This window comes from Acuticoccus mangrovi, assembly GCF_016411865.1.
In the GTDB taxonomy this organism is placed as follows: Bacteria; Pseudomonadota; Alphaproteobacteria; order Rhizobiales; family Amorphaceae; genus Acuticoccus; species Acuticoccus mangrovi.
The window spans coordinates 571,348-586,972 of the sequence record NZ_JAEKJA010000001.1 but is presented as its reverse complement, the minus strand read 5'-3'; the positions used below and the strand labels follow the sequence as shown (position 1 = coordinate 586,972).

The window sequence follows — 15,625 nt, the reverse complement described above, 5'->3', positions numbered from 1 at the left end:
CATCCTCCTGTTGGGGCGTACCATTCGCCCGATCGGCGCGAACCTAGACGGCTAAACGGCAAACATCTATTCACTAATCAGCCTCGATCGTTTCCCGACAGGAACCAATGGACCTTCGCGACCTCGCCTATTTCGAAGCCGTCGCCCAGTGCGCCTCCTATGAAGAGGCGGCGGAGCGGGTCGGCCGCACCAAGCCCGCGCTCACCAAGGCGGTGCGGCGGCTCGAGGATTCGCTCGGCGCGCGTCTCTTCCATCGCGAGGGGCGCGGCAAGCGGCTGACGGAGGTGGGCGAGGCGCTCTTGGAACGGGCCCGCCGGCTGCGCCGCGACACCGAAGCCGCCGAGCGCGACGTCGGCGCCCTCGCCCGCGGCGAGGCAGGCGTGCTGCGGCTCGGCGCCGGCACCACCGTCGCCGAGCATCTGTTGCCGGAGGCGTGCGCGCGGCTGAAGGCGGCCGCGCCCGACGTCGCGATCGCGCTTCAGATCGGCATGAGCGACGTGCTGCGCGCCCTGCTGCGGGCCGGCGAATGCGATCTCGTCATCGCCCCCCTCTCGCCGGGCGCGCCGTCGGAGGATCCGGAGTTCAACGCCCACGTGGTGTTCGTCGACGAGATGGTGGTCGCCGCGGGACCCGATCATCGCCTCGCGGGACCCGCGCCCGACGGGCGCGCGTCGCCGCAGCTCGCCGACCTCTCCGCCGAGGAGTGGGTGCTCCCCTCCCGCTCGGTCGCGACGCGGGCCTGGCTCGACGATCTCTTCGCCTCGCACGGCCTGCCGGTGCCGCGGGCGAAGGTAGAAGCGAGCTCGCTCGCGCCGCTCCCCGCCCTCGTCGCCGACACCGGCCTCCTCACCTTCGTCGGGCGTGATTCGCTCGGCCCCCTGGTGGCGCTCGACGTCGCCGAGGCGCGCCTCGTCCGCCGCTTCGCGATGCTCACCCGGCGGCGCGAGCTGCCCCCCGTCGCCGCCCGTTTCGCCGCTCTCCTGATGGACCTCGCGCCTCAGCCCGTGCCCGGCGACAGCTTCAGCCGCATCGAATACTCGAACCGGCCCGCCGGATAGGTGTTGACGGACGCCTCCATGACGTCGCCGTCCGCCATCAGATACTGGCGCACGATCTTGAGCGCCGGCGCGCCGAGGGGAATGTTGAGGCGTGTGGCATCGGCCTCGTCGGCGGCGATCGCCTGCATCGACTGGCGGATCTCCGAGATCTGTACTCCAAAGGCCTCGCGCAGGATCTGGTGGATCGGCTCGCGCAAGGGCGCGTCGCGGCTCACCATCCGCTGCACGGCGGCGAAGCGGCCGGCGACGTAGGCACTCGTGAAGCAGAACGGCCCGTCGGGGTCGCCGGGCACGGCCCGCGTGCCGCCGAAATGCACCCATCGTCGCCCGGTCTCGCCGCCGATGATGCCCACGAGCGCCTCGTCGGCCACCACCTCTTCCATCTCGATGAGGGTCAGCTCGGTCTCGGCGGCATACTGCATCACCCGTTCCGCCGACTGCGCCGACATGATGTAGGTGGACTTCGCGTGCCGCTCCTCCACGCGGGTGCCGATCCCTTGGGTGCGCGAGACGAGGCCGAGCTCCTGCAGGCGCCGCAGCGCCTCGCGCACCGTGGAGCGGCTGACGCCGAACTGGGTGCAGAGTTCGGCCTCGGTGGGCAGCATGCCGCCGACGGGATAGCGGCCGTCCGCGATGTCGGCCGCCAACGCCTGCGCGATACGCAAATAGCGCGGCTGCTGCCCCGTCACGCCGAACACATCCGTCACGCGCCGCCCCTCCATCTCCACCGGCCGTCCGCGGGTGCGGCCGGGCCGAGGCTGCTGTGCGCGGGCCGCGCTGTCAAACCTCAGCCGACGCGGTAGGTGAGCGGCGTCCCCTCCGTCGCCGCGGCGATGCTGCCGAGGGCGCGCTCGCACTGGAGCCGCAGCCCCATCGGCGAGCGTCCCGCCATGTGCGGCGTCATGACGAGGTTGGGCGCGCCGAGAAGCACGTCGGGGACCTCGGGCTCGCCATCGACCACGTCGAGGCCGGCAGCGGCGATCCGGCCTTCGCCGAGGGCGACGGCCAGCGCCGCGCTGTCCACCACCGATCCGCGCCCGATATTGACGAGGACGCCCGACGGCCCCAGCGCGTCGAGCACGGCGGCGCTCACCATGTGGCGCGTCGCCGGTCCCCCCGGCACGGCCATGACAAGAAAGTCGCTCACCTCGGCGAGGGAGAGGAGGTCCGGCACGAAGTCGTAGGGCGATTCGGCTCGCGCGGTCCGCCCGGTGTAGCGGATCGTCGTGCCGAAGGCCGCGGCGCGCGAGGCGATCGCCCCGCCGATCGCCCCCAGCCCGGCAATCCCCACGTTGGCGCCGGACAAGGTGGGGCGGTAGCGCTTGCGCGCGTCCATCCAGCGCCCGGCGCGCACCGCGGCGTCCATTTCCGGCAGCGCCCGCGCCGCCGCCAGCATCAGCATGATTGTGTGGTCGGCCACCGTCTCGCCGTTGGTCGCGGGGGCGTTGGTGACGGGGATCCCCCGCTCCGCCGCCGCTTCGAGGTCGATATTCTCGTGACCGACGCTGAACGAGGCGACGACCTTCAGCCGTGGAAAAAGGTCCATGTCGGCGGCGGAAAAGCCGACGATGCCGCTGGTGATCACCGCTTCCACCTCGGCGCGCGTCGCCGCGTCGAGCGCGGCGAGGCCGTCGCGTCCGCTACGATGGTCGATCGCCCGACAGCCGCGCTCCACGTAGGCGTAGGCGGCGTCGACGAGGGGGGCGACGACCAGCGTCGGGACGTCCAGCGAGCGCTCTGGCGCGCCGAGATCGAGGGGAGGCGAAAGGGTCATTGCGGCAAGGCCCATGGCTGGACAGGTGAGTGGGAATTTGCTTCTTTCATCATGTTGTCCGGACAATAGGGGCGAACGTCGCCCCATGGGAGTCCCCTTTGGTTGCCATTCCCCAATCGGCGGGCGCGACCGCGACGTCGACAGGCGGCCTTGCCGAACGGCTCGGCCCCAACGTGGTGGGCGCGCTGTGGATGTTCGCGAGCGCCATCGTGCTCACCTTGCAGGCCGCGGTGGTCAAACACCTCGGCCAGGAGCTGCCCATCGCGGTCATCCTCTTCCTGCGCGTTCTGATGATCAGCCTGATGGTCGGGCCGATGCTGATCTGGCGCGGCGGCCTGCGGGCGCTCGCGACGCGCCGCCCCCTCGGCCATCTGATGCGCGCCGTGTTCGGCCTCGGCATGATGGCCGGCAGCTTCTACGCCGTCACCGTGCTGCCGCTCGCCGACGCGACCGCCCTCTCCTTCACGCGGCCGCTGTGGTCGATGCTCACCTCCTACCTCGCCTTCGGCGAGGTGGTGGGCTGGATCGGCGGCATCGCCACCTTCTCCGGCTTCGGCGGCGTCCTCGTCATCGCCCAGCCGCAATCCGGCATCCACCCGGGGATGATCATCGCGGTGCTGGCGGCGGCCTCCTCCAGCCTCGCCCTCGTCTGCATCAAGCGCCTCACCACCACCGAGCCGGTGCAGCGCATCCTGCTCTATTTCGCCCTCACCGGCACCATCGTGCTGGCGCTGCCGGCCTATCTCACCTGGCAGACGCCCACCCTCATCCAGCTCGGCTGGCTCATCGCCATCGCGATCACCGGCTCGGCGGGCCAGCTGATGTCCTCCCTCGCCGTCAAGCACGGCGACATGACGGTGGTGACGCCCATCGACTTCGTCCGCGTTCCCGCCGCGGCGTTCATCGGCTTCCTGCTGTTCGCCGAGCTGCCGGACGTGTGGACCTTCCTCGGCTCGCTCATCATCTTCGGCTCCACGGTGGCGATCCTGCGGCTGCGCCGGCGGCCGCCGGTCGCCCCGATCGAGGATCCGGGCCACAGCCCGCCGACGCCGACGAAGAGCTGACGACATCCCGCTCAGTCGCAGAAGCGGACCGCGCCGCACGCTTCGAGCGCTGCAACCCTCTCGGGGGTGAAGCCGAGATCGGCGAGAGCGGCGCGCCCTCCCTCGCCGACGCGCGGCGGCGTCGCGGCCGCCGCGGCCCGCTCCGAGGGTCGCGGCAGACCCGGCAGCCGCGTCGCCGGCAGCTTGCCGATCCCCGGAATCTCCGCCCAGCCGATCGCCTCCATGTGGCAGACCTGCGGGTCCTCCATCAGCTCGCGATAGTCATGCACCTTGGCGTGGAGAATGTCGGCGTCGGCGAGCTTCTCCTGCCAATAACGGGTGGGCTCGGCGGCGATGAAGGGCTTGACCAACGCGTTGAGCGCCGCCGCGTTGACGATGCGCTGCTGCTCGGAGGCAAAGCGCGCGTCCTCCCGCCATTCGGGATGGCCGAGCATGTCGGTGAGGGCGCGGAAGTGGTTGTCGCGGCGTGCGTTGAGGCTCAGATAACCGTCGGCGGTGCGGAAGGTGCCGACGGGCGCGCCCACCGGCTTCACCGCCGCGCCGTCGAACACCTCGGCGACGATACGCGACTCCTGGAAGGCCATCGCGCACTCGAGGAGGCTGGTACGGATGTGCACCCCCTCCCCCTTCACCGCGCGACGGTAGAGGGCGGTGGCGACGGCTTGCGCCAGATAGAGGCCGGTCGACACGTCGATCGCGAGCATGTTGAGCCGCCGCGGCACGCCGGCCGCGTCGCGGTTGATCGACATGAAGCCGGTATAGCCCTGCATCACCGTGTCGGTGGCGGGGAGATCGCGGTTCGGCCCGCTCTCGCCGAAGCCCGTCACGGTGGCATAGACGACGCTCGGATTGACCGCCTTCACCCTCTCGTAGTCGAGGCCGAGCCGCGTGGTGACACCCGGCCTATAATTCTCGATGACGACGTCGGCCCGCTCCAGGATAGCGAGCGCGGCGCGCTGGCCCTCCTCGGACTTGAGGTTGAGCGCCAGGCTGCGCTTGCCGCGGTTGAGAACGATCGATTCGGCGGAAAAATCACCCTCGCGCCGGCCGAGGCCGCGGCTCCAGTCGCCGTAGCCGATGGGCTCGATCTTGATCACGTCGGCGCCGTTCTGGGCGAGCATCATGCCGCAATAGGGAGCGGCGACGCCCTGGGCGAGCTCGACCACCGTCAGCCCCTCGAAGGCGGGCGAGGCGGTCATCGGCGGGCGCTCTTGTCGAGGAAGGCGCGCACCGAGTCGCGATGGTCGTCGGTGGCGTAGCACACCGCCTGCGCCTCCGAGCTCAGCGCCAGCACCTGCTCCACCGGCAGGTCCGGCCCGCGGTTGAGAATGGATTTGGCGAGCGCGAGGGCAATCATCGAGCCCTCGGCGAGCTCGCCGGCCCAGGCGCGGGCCGCGGTGACGACGTCCCCGTCGGCGCGCCGGTCGGCGAGGCCGATCGCCAGCGCCTCGTCGGCCCCGACGGTGCGGGCGGAATAGATCAGCTCCTTGGCCCGCGGCAGGCCGACCCGGCGCGGCAGGAAATAGAGGCCGCCCCCGTCCGGAATGAGGCCGCGCTTGCGGTAGGCCATGGCGAAGGTCGCCGCCTCCGACACCATGACGAAGTCGCAGGCGAAGGCGAGATCGGAGCCGAGGCCCGACGACGCGCCGTTGACGGCGGCGATAGTGGGCTTGTCGAGGGTGTGAACCGTCATGATGAGGCGGTGGGTGGACTTCTGCCGCTTCCACCCGTTGAAGCCGACGCGGCCGACGGGCGCCTCCATGCGCTCCTTCATGCCCTTGATGTCGCCGCCGGCGCAAAAGGCGCTGCCCGCTCCGGTCAGCACCACCGCGCGCACGCTCTCGTCGGCGTTGATGTGCTCCAAGGTGTCGATCAGCGTGAGGCGGGTGGCGTCATCGATGGCGTTGCGCCGCTCCGGGCGATTGAGCGTCACGGTCGCGACGCCCTCCGCGATGTCGAGGAGCACGGCGTCAGGGCGGTCGTTCATGGATGGCCTCGCGTGGACAAGGGTGACCGGCGCGGTCGATCCGCGCCGGTCGGGTAGACACCGATCAGTGCTCGATCCAGGGGTTCTTGTCCCAGATCGCCTTCATTTGGGTGTAGGTGTCGTTCATGTGCGCGGCGTAGTCGTCGGGGGCGAGATAGTTCAGCGGCAGAGACTGCTTGCGGGCCGCCTCCTGGAACTCCGGATCGTCCATGATCTTCGCCACGGCTTCCGCGAGCTTGTCGCGCGCCTCGTCCGGGATGCCGGCCGGGGCGGCGAGGCCGCGGTCGGAACCGGCGACGATCGGATAGCCGAGCTCGGTGAAGGTCGGCACGTCCGGCGCCTCGGACCAGCGATCCTTGCGCATGGTGGCGAGGATGCGCAGCTGCCCTTCGGCGGCGAGCGGCGCCGCCTCGCCGATGCCCATCACGCTCGCGGCGACGTGGCCGCCGAGCAGCGCCGTGCGGCTCGGCGCGGCGCCCGGGAAGGGCACGTGCGTCACTTCGAGATCATTGGGGTTCAGGAAGCGCAGGAAGCTCGTGTGCGTCGCGCCGCCGAGCGAGGAGTTGCCGACCGGCACCGCGCCCGGATGCTCCTTGATGTAGGTGATGAAGTCTTCGAGCGTCTCGAACTCCGAATCGGTACGCACCACGAGCGACGTCGCATCCGACACGATGTTGCCGATGGGGGCGAAGCTGTCGATGTCGTAGTCGGGATCGCGCTGGATCATCGGGTTGATGAAGGACGGGATGTTGAGCATCCCGATGGTGTAGCCGTCGGGCTTGGCTTCGGCGATCGCGGTGAAGCCCAGCTCGCCGCCGGCGCCGGGCTTGTTCTCCACCGTCACCGAGACGTTGCCGCCGAGATATTTCTCCAGGAACGGCGCGAGGGTGCGCGCCATCACGTCGGTCCCGCCGCCGGCGGAGTAGCCGACGATCATCGTGATGCCCCGTTCCGGATACTCGGCGAGCGCCGGGCCCGCCGCGAGAGCGAAGGACGCCGCGAGGACGGCGACGGATGTCTTGAACTTGAATCTCATTGAGCCTCTCTCCCTATGAGCGCGGTTGTGGTGTCGCGTCTTTGCGCCGGCCGTCAGGCCGGCCATCTGGCCAACGGCCTCGCGACCGCTTGGCGGGAGAGTAGCCTTGAGGCGCTCTCAAATACAACAGCATACATTCGCGCGCCGCTATTGTCGGCTCATAGCTTCCGTTGCACCCTCCGACGCGCTAGCCGGACCGGGTGTACGTTCACGACCCGCGGACCGCCGCACACCACCACGAGGACCCCTTGATGCTGACTGACCCGCTGAGCGTCGCCGAAACCATCCTGAAGCAGCGGGACTCGCACGATCCGAGCGAAGTTCTCGCCGTGGTCGAGGCGGCATCGGAGCGGGTGGAGACCCCGTGCGGCGACGGGAGCATGGTCTGGCGCGTGTTCGGCGACGGGCCGCCCCTCGTGCTCCTCCATGGCGGGCACGGCTCGTGGCTGCATTGGATCCTGCCGATTCCAACGCTCGCGCGGCACCGGAGGCTGCTCGTCGCCGATCTCCCGGGCTTCGGCGAATCCGCCGCCCTTCCCGACGGCACCCCGACGCGCGGCGGCGAGGCGGCCGCGGCCGTCGCGGCCCCCGTCAAGGCCGGCGTCGACATCATCACCGGCACCGACGCGCCCGTCGCGGTCGCCGGCTTCTCCTTCGGCGGCGTGATCTCGACCTACCTCGCCGCCGCCCTCGGCGAGCGCTGCGAGCGCCTCTTCCTGCTCGGCGCACCGGGGTGGGGGTTGCCGGTGATGGAGCGCCCGCCGCTGCGCCGCGTGCGCGACGTCACCAGCGCCGACGAGCTCGCCGAGGTCCACCGGGCCAATCTCGCGGCGATGATGCTCGCCGATCCGGCGAACATCGACGCGCTCGCCGTCAAGATGCAGACCCTCAACGTGCCGCGCGCCCGCACCCCGAGCCGTCCGGTCTCGCGCACCGAGGCCCTCATCTCCACGCTGCCCAAGGTGAGCGCCCCGGTGACCGCGATCTACGGTGATCTCGACGTGGTCGCCCCGCAGCATGCCGAGCGCGAGGCCCTCCTCAAGGGCGTGCATCCGGAGGCCGAGCAGTACGTCATCGCCGAGGCCGGCCACTGGGTGATGTATGAAGCGGCCGACCGCGTGGCCGAGATCATCCTCGAGATATTGTCGCGATCCTCCACATGAGGATGCCGCGACTGATCCCCTTGTAGACTAGAGTATACATAGCTAGTGTCCGAGGCCTGCACGGCTTGGAGCCGACGATAAGATCGGCACGTGCGGCGCTTTCACAGGGAGGACGAACGCTCGTGACGCAGACGATGGCGGCACCGCGCCGCAACAGTTGCTTTCCGGCAAGCCCGGCCAAGGCCTATCCGGTCGCCGCGGCCTCACATCGTGAGGCCATCCGATGACCTACGGCAAGGACAGGATCGCCGCCGTCATTCTATTCGCGGTGGCCGCGGGCGTGTTCCTCTACGCCGGCACCCTCCCCTTCAAGTCGATGATCTTCCCGCGCATGATCACCGCGGTGATGGCGATCGGCGCGGTGATGATGTTCCTGCGCACCGTCTCCATCGCCGGCCGCACGCCGCAGGCCGCCGACGATCCGAAGCTGCATCAGCCCTTCTTCCGCAATCCGCTGAACTTCGTGATCACCGTCGCGGCGATGCTGCTCTACCTCTTCACCATCTCCCAGCTCGGCTACTTCACCGCAACGCTGCTCGTGATCGTGCTCCTGTCGCTCGCCCTCGGCTTCCGCGACTACCGCACGCTGGGGCTGACGACGATCGCCTTCCTCGCGCTCGTCTACGTGATCTTCATCCTCATCTTCGATCGGCCGCTTCCGCAGGGCCTCATCTACTGACGGGGACGGCCCCTCGGGCCGCTCCTCACGGAGACTGTCGTGATCGACCAACTGCTTCACGCCCTGCCGTACGTCTTCTCGCCGATGAACCTCCTCGCGATGGTCGGCGGCACGGCACTCGGGATCGCCATCGGCGCGCTGCCCGGCCTGTCGGCCACCATGGGCATCGCCGTGCTCATCCCCCTCACCTTCGGCCTCGACCCCATGGTGGGTCTCGGCATGATGGCCGGCATCTACAACGGCGCCATGTACGGCGGCGCCATCCCGGCGGTCCTGCTGCGCATTCCAGGTACCCCCGCCTCCATCGTCACCACCTTCGACGGCTATCCGATGGCCCAGAAGGGGCAGGCCGGACGGGCGCTCCAGATCGCCGTGGTCTCCTCGGCCATCGGCGGCATGGTGAGCGCCATCGTGCTCATCACCCTCGCCCCGCCGCTCGCAAGGGTCACGCTGGCGTTCGGTCCGGCGGAATATTTCTGGGTCGGCGTGTTCGGCCTCTCCGCCATCGCCGTGTTCGTCGGCAAGAACCCCATCAAGGGCATCCTGTCGGCCTGTATCGGCCTCCTCGTCGGCACGGTCGGCATCGACACGATCTCGGGCGTCGAACGCTTCACCTTCGGCATGACCGGGCTCTATGACGGCTTCCACATCGTCGTCCTCCTCACCGGCCTCTATGCCGTGCCGCCGGCGATCGCGATGGCCGAGGAAGCGGTCAAGACCGGCATCAGCCGCGCCAAGCTGCGGGTGAAGAGCGAGCACGGCATGTTCGACGACTGGCGACTCTTGTGGAAGACGTGGGCGCGCTCGTCCTTCATCGGCGTCCTCGTCGGCCTCCTGCCGGGCGCGGGCGGCAACATCGCCGCCTTCCTCAGCTACAACGAGGCGAAGCGCGCCTCCCGCACGCCGGAAGAGTTCGGCGAGGGCTCGCCCGAGGGCGTCGCCGCCGGCGAGTGCGGCAACAACGCCGACAACTCGGCAGCGATGGTGCCGGCGCTGACCCTCGGCGTTCCGGGAAGCTCGGTCGCCGCGGTGATCCTCGGCGGCCTCCTCATCCACGGGCTGCGCCCGGGGCCCGGCCTCTTCCGCGACCATCCGGACGTCGTCTACGGCTTCATGATCCAGATGTTCCTGACCTCGCTTCTCCTGATCTTCATCGGCGGAATGATCGGGACGCGCGTGTTCGCCCACGTGCTGCGCCTGCCGCGCGTGCTCCTGGTGCCGCTCATCACGGCGCTGACGGCGGTCGGCGTCTACTCGATCAACAACTCGATGTTCGACCTCTACATGATGCTGGCCTTCGGCATGCTCGGCTACGCCATGGAGCGGCTCGACTTCCCCCTCGCCCCGGCCGTGCTCGGCCTCATCCTGGGGCCGATGGCGGAGGAGAACATGCGCCTCGCCATCCTGATCTCGCAGAACGACTGGTCGGTCTTCATCACCCGCCCGATCTCGCTGATCATCGCGACTCTGACGGTTCTGGTGCTGCTCTTCCCCGTGATCCGCGGCTTCTTCGACAAGCGAAAAGCGGCGCGCGCCTCCGCCTGAGAGCGCACCTCCCGCGCACGAAAAAGGCCCGGCGTGCCACGCACGCCGGGCCTTCTCTTTTGACGGCGGCCGCCTCAGGCGCTGATGCGGCGCTCCTCGCCCCGCACCGCGGCGGGCAGGTCCATGTTCTTGCGCTTCTCGAGCCCCCAGAGGGCGGCGAGCAGCACCTCGGCCGGCTCCTCGCCGAGCACCGAGCCGGCGAGCTCGCGATACTTCTCCGACAGCTCCTCGTCGGTGAGCGGCATGTCCGGGTCACCCTTGCGCGTCGGCTGGAGATACTCGAACGTCTCCCCATCGACCGTCTCGACGGTGACGCGGGCGGCGCGCTGGGCGGGGAACAAGGCGTCGAGCTCCGGATCGAGCGACACCGTCACCCGCGAGGCGAGCGAGCGCAGCACCGGGTCGGCCATCCGCTCCGGGGTGAAGGCGGCGAGGCGCGCCCCGCCATAGACGACGCCGTGTGCCACCACGTATTGGACGCTGAAGCGGCGGTCGACGGGCGTCTGCGGGTCCGGCCGATTGCAGATGTCGAAGGTCGGCTTATAGCCGCCGACGTGGATGCTCTTGATCTTGTCGGCGGTCAGCCCGTGCTTGGCCGTCAGCACCATCACCCCGTCGATGGCGGCGAAGGTGTGGCCGCAGCAGCCGTGATTCTTGAACGTCATCCGCTCGATGATGTAGTCGCTGCCGAGCCCCGCGGTGGCCTTCTCCCAGTGCGCGTTGCCGCTCATCGCGACGCCCATGCCGACGGGGCCGTCGAGCACGTCGAGCGCGCCCGTCACCCCCTCGCGGGCGACGAGGGCGCTGGTGATGCCGGCTTCGGCCGCGTGGCCAGCGTGGATGGGCTTGCTCATCGCGTCGGAGCGGAACGCCTGCTGCAGCCCCGCCGCCATGGTCGCGGAGGTGGCGATGGCGTGCGCCGTCTGCTCCGCCGTTAGACCCAGGATGAGGGCGGAGGCGGCGGCGGCACCGAAGGTGGAGATGGTCGCCGTCGCGTGCCACAGCGCGTAGTGCTCGCGGCCCATGGCGAGACCGATGCGGGTCGACACCTCGTAGCCCGCGATCACGCCGCGCAGGAAGGTGTCGCCGTCGACGCCGGCGTGCTGGGCGGAGACCAGCGCCGCCGCCACCGTGGCACAGCCGGGATGGACGGCCGAATCGCGATGGATGTCGTCGAACTCGGCGGTGTGCGACGCCGTCCCGTTGATGAAGGCGGCGGTGCGCGGCGTCGCCATCTCGCCGTCGGGGAACACCACGGCGCGGCCGCGACCGAGCTCGTCCTTCAACGCCCGCCGCAGCATCGGCGTCGGGTTCTGGATCGAGCCCGGATACATCGCGGCGAACCAGTCGATCACCGCACGCTTGGCATGATGCATCGTCTTGTCGGACAGCGCATGCGTTCGCTCGTTGGCGACGTACTCGGACATCTGGGTGAGAAGCATGGGTGTTTCCTCATGGATTCTGGGCCGATGGCGCGGCGATCGCGACACCGTCGGTCGGGATCGGCTTGTGGGCGCCTTCTCTGTATGCAATTGAACTCAGAACACGTTGGTCGGTCAATCGGACAACGTGAAAGGGCGATATTTCGGAGGAGTCGGACGATGGATCTCAGTCTTGCGGTGCTTTCTGGCGATGGCATCGGACCGGAGATCACCGCGGCTACGCTGCACGTCGTCGCTGCGGCGGAGCGTCGCTTCGGCCTCGGCCTCCGGCTGAGCGAGCACCCGGTCGGCGTCGCCGCGCTCGCCGCCACCGGCTCCACCTTCCCCGCCGAGACCGCCGCGGCGATCAAGGCGGCGGACGGGGTGATTCTCGCGCCCGTCGACACCTACGCCTACCCGGCGGGTCAGCCGAACCCATCCGCGATCGTGCGCAAGAGCCTCGACCTCTTCGCCAACATCCGCCCCGCCGTCGCCCGCCTTCCGGCCGCCCGGCGCCGGGCCGAGATCGATCTCGTGATGTACCGCGAGAACACTGAGGGCTTCTACGCCGACCGCAACATGTTCGACGGCTCGGCCGAATTCCTCGCCACCGAGGACGTCGCGCTCGCCGTGCGCAAGATCACCCGGGAGGCGTCGACGCGAATCGCCCGCGAGGCGTTCCGCGCGGCGGCACGGCGGCGCGGCCTCGTCACCGCCGTCCACAAGGCGAACGTCCTAAAGCGGTCCGACGGGCTGTTCCTCGAGGCGGTCCGGGCCGTCGCCAGCGAATTTCCCGAAGTGCGGCTCGAAGAGGTCATCGTCGACGCGATGGCCGCCCACCTCGTGCGCGACGCCGCGCGCTTCGACGTGGTGGTGACGACCAACATGTTCGGCGACATCCTCTCCGACGAGGCGGGAGAGCTCGCCGGCGGGCTCGGCCTCGCCCCCGCCCTCAACGCCGGCAGCGACCACGCCGTGGCGCAGGCCGTGCACGGCTCGGCCCCCGACATCGCGGGAGAGGGCATCGCCAACCCCGCGGCGCTGATCCTATCGGCCGCCCTCCTTCTGCGTTGGCTCGGAGAACGGCACGCCACGAGCGCGCTGGTGGACGCGGCGGGAGCCATCGAAGGCGCCGTCGACGCCGCCCTCGCGGACCCCGCGGCCCACACCCGCGATCTCGGCGGAACGGCCACAACCATGGTGTTTGCCGAGCGCGTCGCCAACGCTCTCAAAGATTGACGACTTAAGGCTGTCGAGTGGGCTCGACCTTGCGTCGATCATCGATGTATACATTCGTATCCTATGAAGCGACAAGATCGGAACGTGTCCGACATGAAACGCCCGACTGCCCCGCCCGGGGCCCTTAAAGTGGATGTTCTGGTCGCCGGTGGCGGCAACGCGGCGATGTGTGCCGCGATCACCGCCGCCCGCAACGGCGCCAGCGTCCTCGTGGTGGAAAAGGCGCCGAAAGCCTGGCGTGGCGGCAACACGCGCCACACCCGCAACATGCGCGTCGCCCACGACGAGGGGAACGGCATCCTCACCGGCCCCTATCCTTTCGAGGAGTTCTGGGACGACCTGCAGCGCGTCACCAAGGGCAACACCAACGAGGAGCTCGCCACCCTCACCCTGGAGCGCTCCAAGGAACTGTGGGACTTCCTGTGGGCCCAGGGCGTGCGCTTCCAGCCCTCCCTCGGCGGCACCTTGTCGCTCGGGCGCACCAACGCCTTCTTCCTCGGCGGCGGGCGCTCGATGCTGAACGCCCTCTACCGCACCGCCGAGGATCTCGGCATCGACATCCGCTACGACACCGAGCTCATCGACATCGACGTGGAGGACGGCTTCTTCACCGGCGCCACCATCCGTGACGGCGACGGCACGCACCGGGTGGAGGCGCGCGGCTTCGTCGCGGCGTCCGGCGGCTTCGAGGCGGATCTCGACTGGCTCGCCGACGCCTGGGGGCCGCCCGCCAAGAACTTCCTCGTCCGCGGCACCCCCTACAACACCGGCTCGGTGCTGCGCCTCCTCATCGACAAGGGCTTCGACCAGATCGGCGACCCGCAGCAGTGCCACTGCGTCGCCATCGACGGCCGTGCGCCGAAGTTCGACGGCGGCATCGTGACCCGCCTCGACTGCGTGCCCTTCGGCATCGTCCTCAACGCCGAGGGCGAGCGCTTCTATGACGAGGGCGAAGACTTCTGGCCGAAGCGCTACGCCATCTGGGGGCGCCTCGTCGCGGCACAGCCGGACCAGGTCGGGCACGTGCTGATCGATTCCAAGTCGATCAACCTCTTCATGCCCTCCGTCTACCCGCCGGAGCGGGCCGACACGCTCGAAGAGCTGTGCCAGAAGATCGGCATCGATCCGACGAAGGTCGCCGAGACCGTCGCCACCTTCAACGCGGCCTGCCGCGGCTCCCACTTCGACCACACCGTGCACGACGACTGCCACACCGAAGGGCTGACGCCGCCCAAGACCCACTGGGCGCGCCCGATCGACACCCCGCCCTTCTACGCCTACTCGCTCCGGCCGGGCATCACCTTCACCTACCTCGGCATCCGCGTCGACCGCGAAGGGCACATGCTCTTCGCCGACGGTGCCGTCTCACCCAACATGTTCGCCGCCGGCGAGATCATGGCCGGCAACATCCTCGGCGAGGGCTACCTCGCGGGCATCGGCATGACCATCGGCTCGGTGTTCGGCCGCATCGCAGGCCAGGGAGTCTCGACCTATGTCCGCAACTGACGCCTTCGCCTCGCCCAACCTCGCCGAGGTCGACCGGCAGATGAATTTCTGCAACGCCTGTCGCTATTGCGAGGGGCTGTGCGCGGTGTTTCCGGCGATGGAGCTGCGCCGCGTCTTCACCCCGGGCGAGCTCGATTATCTCTCCAACCTCTGCCACAACTGCGGCGCCTGCTTCTACGACTGCCAGTACGCGCCGCCGCACGAGATCGCCATCAACGTGCCGGTGGCGATGGCCGAGCTGCGCGAGGAAAGCTACGCCCGCTACGCCTGGCCGCGCGCCCTCGCCCCCGTGTTCGCCCGCAACGGCGTCTGGCTGACGGTGGGGGCCGCGCTCTTCGTCGCCCTCTTCATCGGCGGCTTCATGGCGTGGAAGGACCCGCAGGTGCTGTTCGGCGTGCACGTCGGCGAAGGCGCCTTCTACAAGATCATGCCCCACTACGGCATGGTGGGCCTCTTCGGCGCCGCCTTCCTCTATGCGATCGTCGCGAGCGTGATGAGCCTCGTCACCTTCTGGCGCGCCGCCGGGCCCATCGAGGGGCTGTCGGCGATCTCCGTCGCCCGGGCGATGCACGACGCGGCGACGCTGCGCTATCTCGACGGCGGCGGCATGGGCTGCATGCACGAGAGCGAGCGGCCGAGCGACCGGCGCCGCCTCTACCATCACTTCACCTTCTACGGCTTCCTGCTCTGCTTCGCGGCGACGGGGGCGGGCACGCTCTACCACTATGCCGGGGTCGAGGCCCCCTACCCTTATTGGCACCCGGTGGTGATCCTCGGTGTTCTCGGCGGCATCGGCCTCATCGTCGGCCCGCTCGGCCTCCTCGCCACGCGCCGCGAGCGCGATCCCGCCATCACCTCCGCCAACGCCGACGGCAGCGCGCGCGACATGGGCACCGCCTTCATCATCATGCTGGTGGCGACGAGCGCGACGGGGCTCCTCCTCCTCGTCCTGCGCGCGACGCCCCTCATGGGCATCACCCTCGCGCTCCATCTCGGCGTGGTGTTCGCCCTCTTCGTCAGCCTGCCCTACTCGAAGTTCGTGCACGGCATCTACCGCTTCGCCGCGCTGGTGCGGCATGCACACGAGCAGCGCGTGGCGCACGGCGCGCCGGCCGCGGCACCGGCGCCCGCCGCCGAGCGGCGCGCCGCCTGA

The 15,625-nt window shown here is 69.5% G+C and carries 14 protein-coding genes; 8 read left to right on the top strand and 6 right to left on the bottom strand.

What is annotated here, in order from left to right; translation table 11 throughout:
* The first annotated feature begins 107 nt into the window (after window positions 1–107).
* Window positions 108–1,058 carry a LysR family transcriptional regulator gene (locus JCR33_RS02670; RefSeq protein WP_198880443.1) on the top strand — a complete coding sequence of 317 codons (951 nt, stop codon included), beginning with the start codon at window positions 108–110 and terminating at the stop codon, window positions 1,056–1,058.
* Here JCR33_RS02670 and JCR33_RS02665 read toward each other — a convergent pair.
* Window positions 998–1,765 (bottom strand): GntR family transcriptional regulator, encoded by a 768-nt coding sequence (locus JCR33_RS02665; protein WP_198880442.1) that lies wholly within the window; start codon window positions 1,763–1,765, stop codon window positions 998–1,000. The genes JCR33_RS02670 and JCR33_RS02665 overlap by 61 nt on opposite strands.
* Window positions 1,766–1,845: 80 nt before the next feature.
* The gene (locus JCR33_RS02660; protein WP_198880441.1) at window positions 1,846–2,832 is read right to left on the bottom strand and encodes an NAD(P)-dependent oxidoreductase; all 987 of its coding nucleotides are present in this window, start codon (window positions 2,830–2,832) and stop codon (window positions 1,846–1,848) included.
* Between the two features lie 98 nt (window positions 2,833–2,930).
* Between JCR33_RS02660 and JCR33_RS02655 the strand changes: the two genes are divergently transcribed.
* On the top strand, window positions 2,931–3,896 hold the full coding sequence (locus JCR33_RS02655) for a DMT family transporter (RefSeq protein ID WP_198880440.1): 966 nt from the start codon (window positions 2,931–2,933) through the stop codon (window positions 3,894–3,896).
* Between the two features lie 11 nt (window positions 3,897–3,907).
* Here the strand turns inward: JCR33_RS02655 and JCR33_RS02650 are convergent, their stop codons facing one another.
* The 3 genes from JCR33_RS02650 to JCR33_RS02640 all read right to left on the bottom strand — a co-directional run bounded on the left by JCR33_RS02650 (window position 3,908) and on the right by JCR33_RS02640 (window position 6,919).
* On the bottom strand, window positions 3,908–5,095 hold the full coding sequence (locus JCR33_RS02650; RefSeq protein ID WP_198880439.1) for a CaiB/BaiF CoA transferase family protein: 1,188 nt from the start codon (window positions 5,093–5,095) through the stop codon (window positions 3,908–3,910).
* Entirely contained in the window at window positions 5,092–5,883 is a 792-nt protein-coding gene (locus JCR33_RS02645; protein ID WP_198880438.1) for an enoyl-CoA hydratase/isomerase family protein, read from the bottom strand. The genes JCR33_RS02650 and JCR33_RS02645 overlap by 4 nt, the downstream gene beginning before the upstream one ends.
* Before the next feature lie 64 nt (window positions 5,884–5,947).
* Window positions 5,948–6,919, bottom strand: a complete 972-nt coding sequence (locus tag JCR33_RS02640) for a Bug family tripartite tricarboxylate transporter substrate binding protein (protein ID WP_198880437.1) — start codon at window positions 6,917–6,919, stop codon at window positions 5,948–5,950.
* Between the two features lie 251 nt (window positions 6,920–7,170).
* Here JCR33_RS02640 and JCR33_RS02635 point away from each other — a divergent pair, with 251 nt between their 5' ends.
* The 3 genes from JCR33_RS02635 (at window position 7,171) to JCR33_RS02625 (ending at window position 10,306) form a co-directional block, all read left to right on the top strand.
* Window positions 7,171–8,082: an alpha/beta fold hydrolase gene (locus tag JCR33_RS02635; RefSeq protein ID WP_198880436.1), complete on the top strand. Its 912-nt coding sequence runs from the start codon at window positions 7,171–7,173 to the stop codon at window positions 8,080–8,082.
* A 223-nt stretch (window positions 8,083–8,305) separates the two neighbouring features.
* The gene (locus tag JCR33_RS02630) at window positions 8,306–8,761 is read left to right on the top strand and encodes a tripartite tricarboxylate transporter TctB family protein (RefSeq protein ID WP_198880435.1); all 456 of its coding nucleotides are present in this window, start codon (window positions 8,306–8,308) and stop codon (window positions 8,759–8,761) included.
* Between the two features lie 39 nt (window positions 8,762–8,800).
* Window positions 8,801–10,306, top strand: coding sequence for a tripartite tricarboxylate transporter permease (locus tag JCR33_RS02625; RefSeq protein ID WP_198880434.1), 1,506 nt, complete (start codon window positions 8,801–8,803; stop codon window positions 10,304–10,306).
* 74 nt (window positions 10,307–10,380) lie between these two features.
* Here the strand turns inward: JCR33_RS02625 and JCR33_RS02620 are convergent, their stop codons facing one another.
* Window positions 10,381–11,748 carry an MmgE/PrpD family protein gene (locus JCR33_RS02620; protein ID WP_198880433.1) on the bottom strand — a complete coding sequence of 456 codons (1,368 nt, stop codon included), beginning with the start codon at window positions 11,746–11,748 and terminating at the stop codon, window positions 10,381–10,383.
* A gap of 159 nt (window positions 11,749–11,907) precedes the next feature.
* Between JCR33_RS02620 and JCR33_RS02615 the strand changes: the two genes are divergently transcribed.
* The 3 genes from JCR33_RS02615 (at window position 11,908) to tcuB (ending at window position 15,625) form a co-directional block, all read left to right on the top strand.
* Window positions 11,908–12,966 (top strand): isocitrate/isopropylmalate dehydrogenase family protein, encoded by a 1,059-nt coding sequence (locus tag JCR33_RS02615; protein WP_198880432.1) that lies wholly within the window; start codon window positions 11,908–11,910, stop codon window positions 12,964–12,966.
* Between the two features lie 93 nt (window positions 12,967–13,059).
* A complete protein-coding gene (gene tcuA / locus JCR33_RS02610) occupies window positions 13,060–14,472 on the top strand; it encodes an FAD-dependent tricarballylate dehydrogenase TcuA (RefSeq protein WP_198880431.1) in 1,413 nt (470 codons plus the stop codon).
* Window positions 14,459–15,625, top strand: a complete 1,167-nt coding sequence (gene tcuB / locus JCR33_RS02605; RefSeq protein ID WP_198880430.1) for a tricarballylate utilization 4Fe-4S protein TcuB — start codon at window positions 14,459–14,461, stop codon at window positions 15,623–15,625. Before tcuA ends, tcuB begins: the two co-directional genes overlap by 14 nt.

Coding starts and splice junctions, on each gene's coding strand:
- JCR33_RS02645 (WP_198880438.1), bottom strand. CDS start 5,883: ATGAACGACCGCCCTGACGCCGTGCTCCTCGACATCGCGGAGGGCGTC.
- JCR33_RS02615 (WP_198880432.1), top strand. CDS start 11,908: ATGGATCTCAGTCTTGCGGTGCTTTCTGGCGATGGCATCGGACCGGAG.
- JCR33_RS02660 (WP_198880441.1), bottom strand. CDS start 2,832: ATGACCCTTTCGCCTCCCCTCGATCTCGGCGCGCCAGAGCGCTCGCTG.
- JCR33_RS02640 (WP_198880437.1), bottom strand. CDS start 6,919: ATGAGATTCAAGTTCAAGACATCCGTCGCCGTCCTCGCGGCGTCCTTC.
- JCR33_RS02620 (WP_198880433.1), bottom strand. CDS start 11,748: ATGCTTCTCACCCAGATGTCCGAGTACGTCGCCAACGAGCGAACGCAT.
- tcuB (WP_198880430.1), top strand. CDS start 14,459: ATGTCCGCAACTGACGCCTTCGCCTCGCCCAACCTCGCCGAGGTCGAC.
- JCR33_RS02630 (WP_198880435.1), top strand. CDS start 8,306: ATGACCTACGGCAAGGACAGGATCGCCGCCGTCATTCTATTCGCGGTG.
- tcuA (WP_198880431.1), top strand. CDS start 13,060: ATGAAACGCCCGACTGCCCCGCCCGGGGCCCTTAAAGTGGATGTTCTG.
- JCR33_RS02650 (WP_198880439.1), bottom strand. CDS start 5,095: ATGACCGCCTCGCCCGCCTTCGAGGGGCTGACGGTGGTCGAGCTCGCC.
- JCR33_RS02670 (WP_198880443.1), top strand. CDS start 108: ATGGACCTTCGCGACCTCGCCTATTTCGAAGCCGTCGCCCAGTGCGCC.
- JCR33_RS02635 (WP_198880436.1), top strand. CDS start 7,171: ATGCTGACTGACCCGCTGAGCGTCGCCGAAACCATCCTGAAGCAGCGG.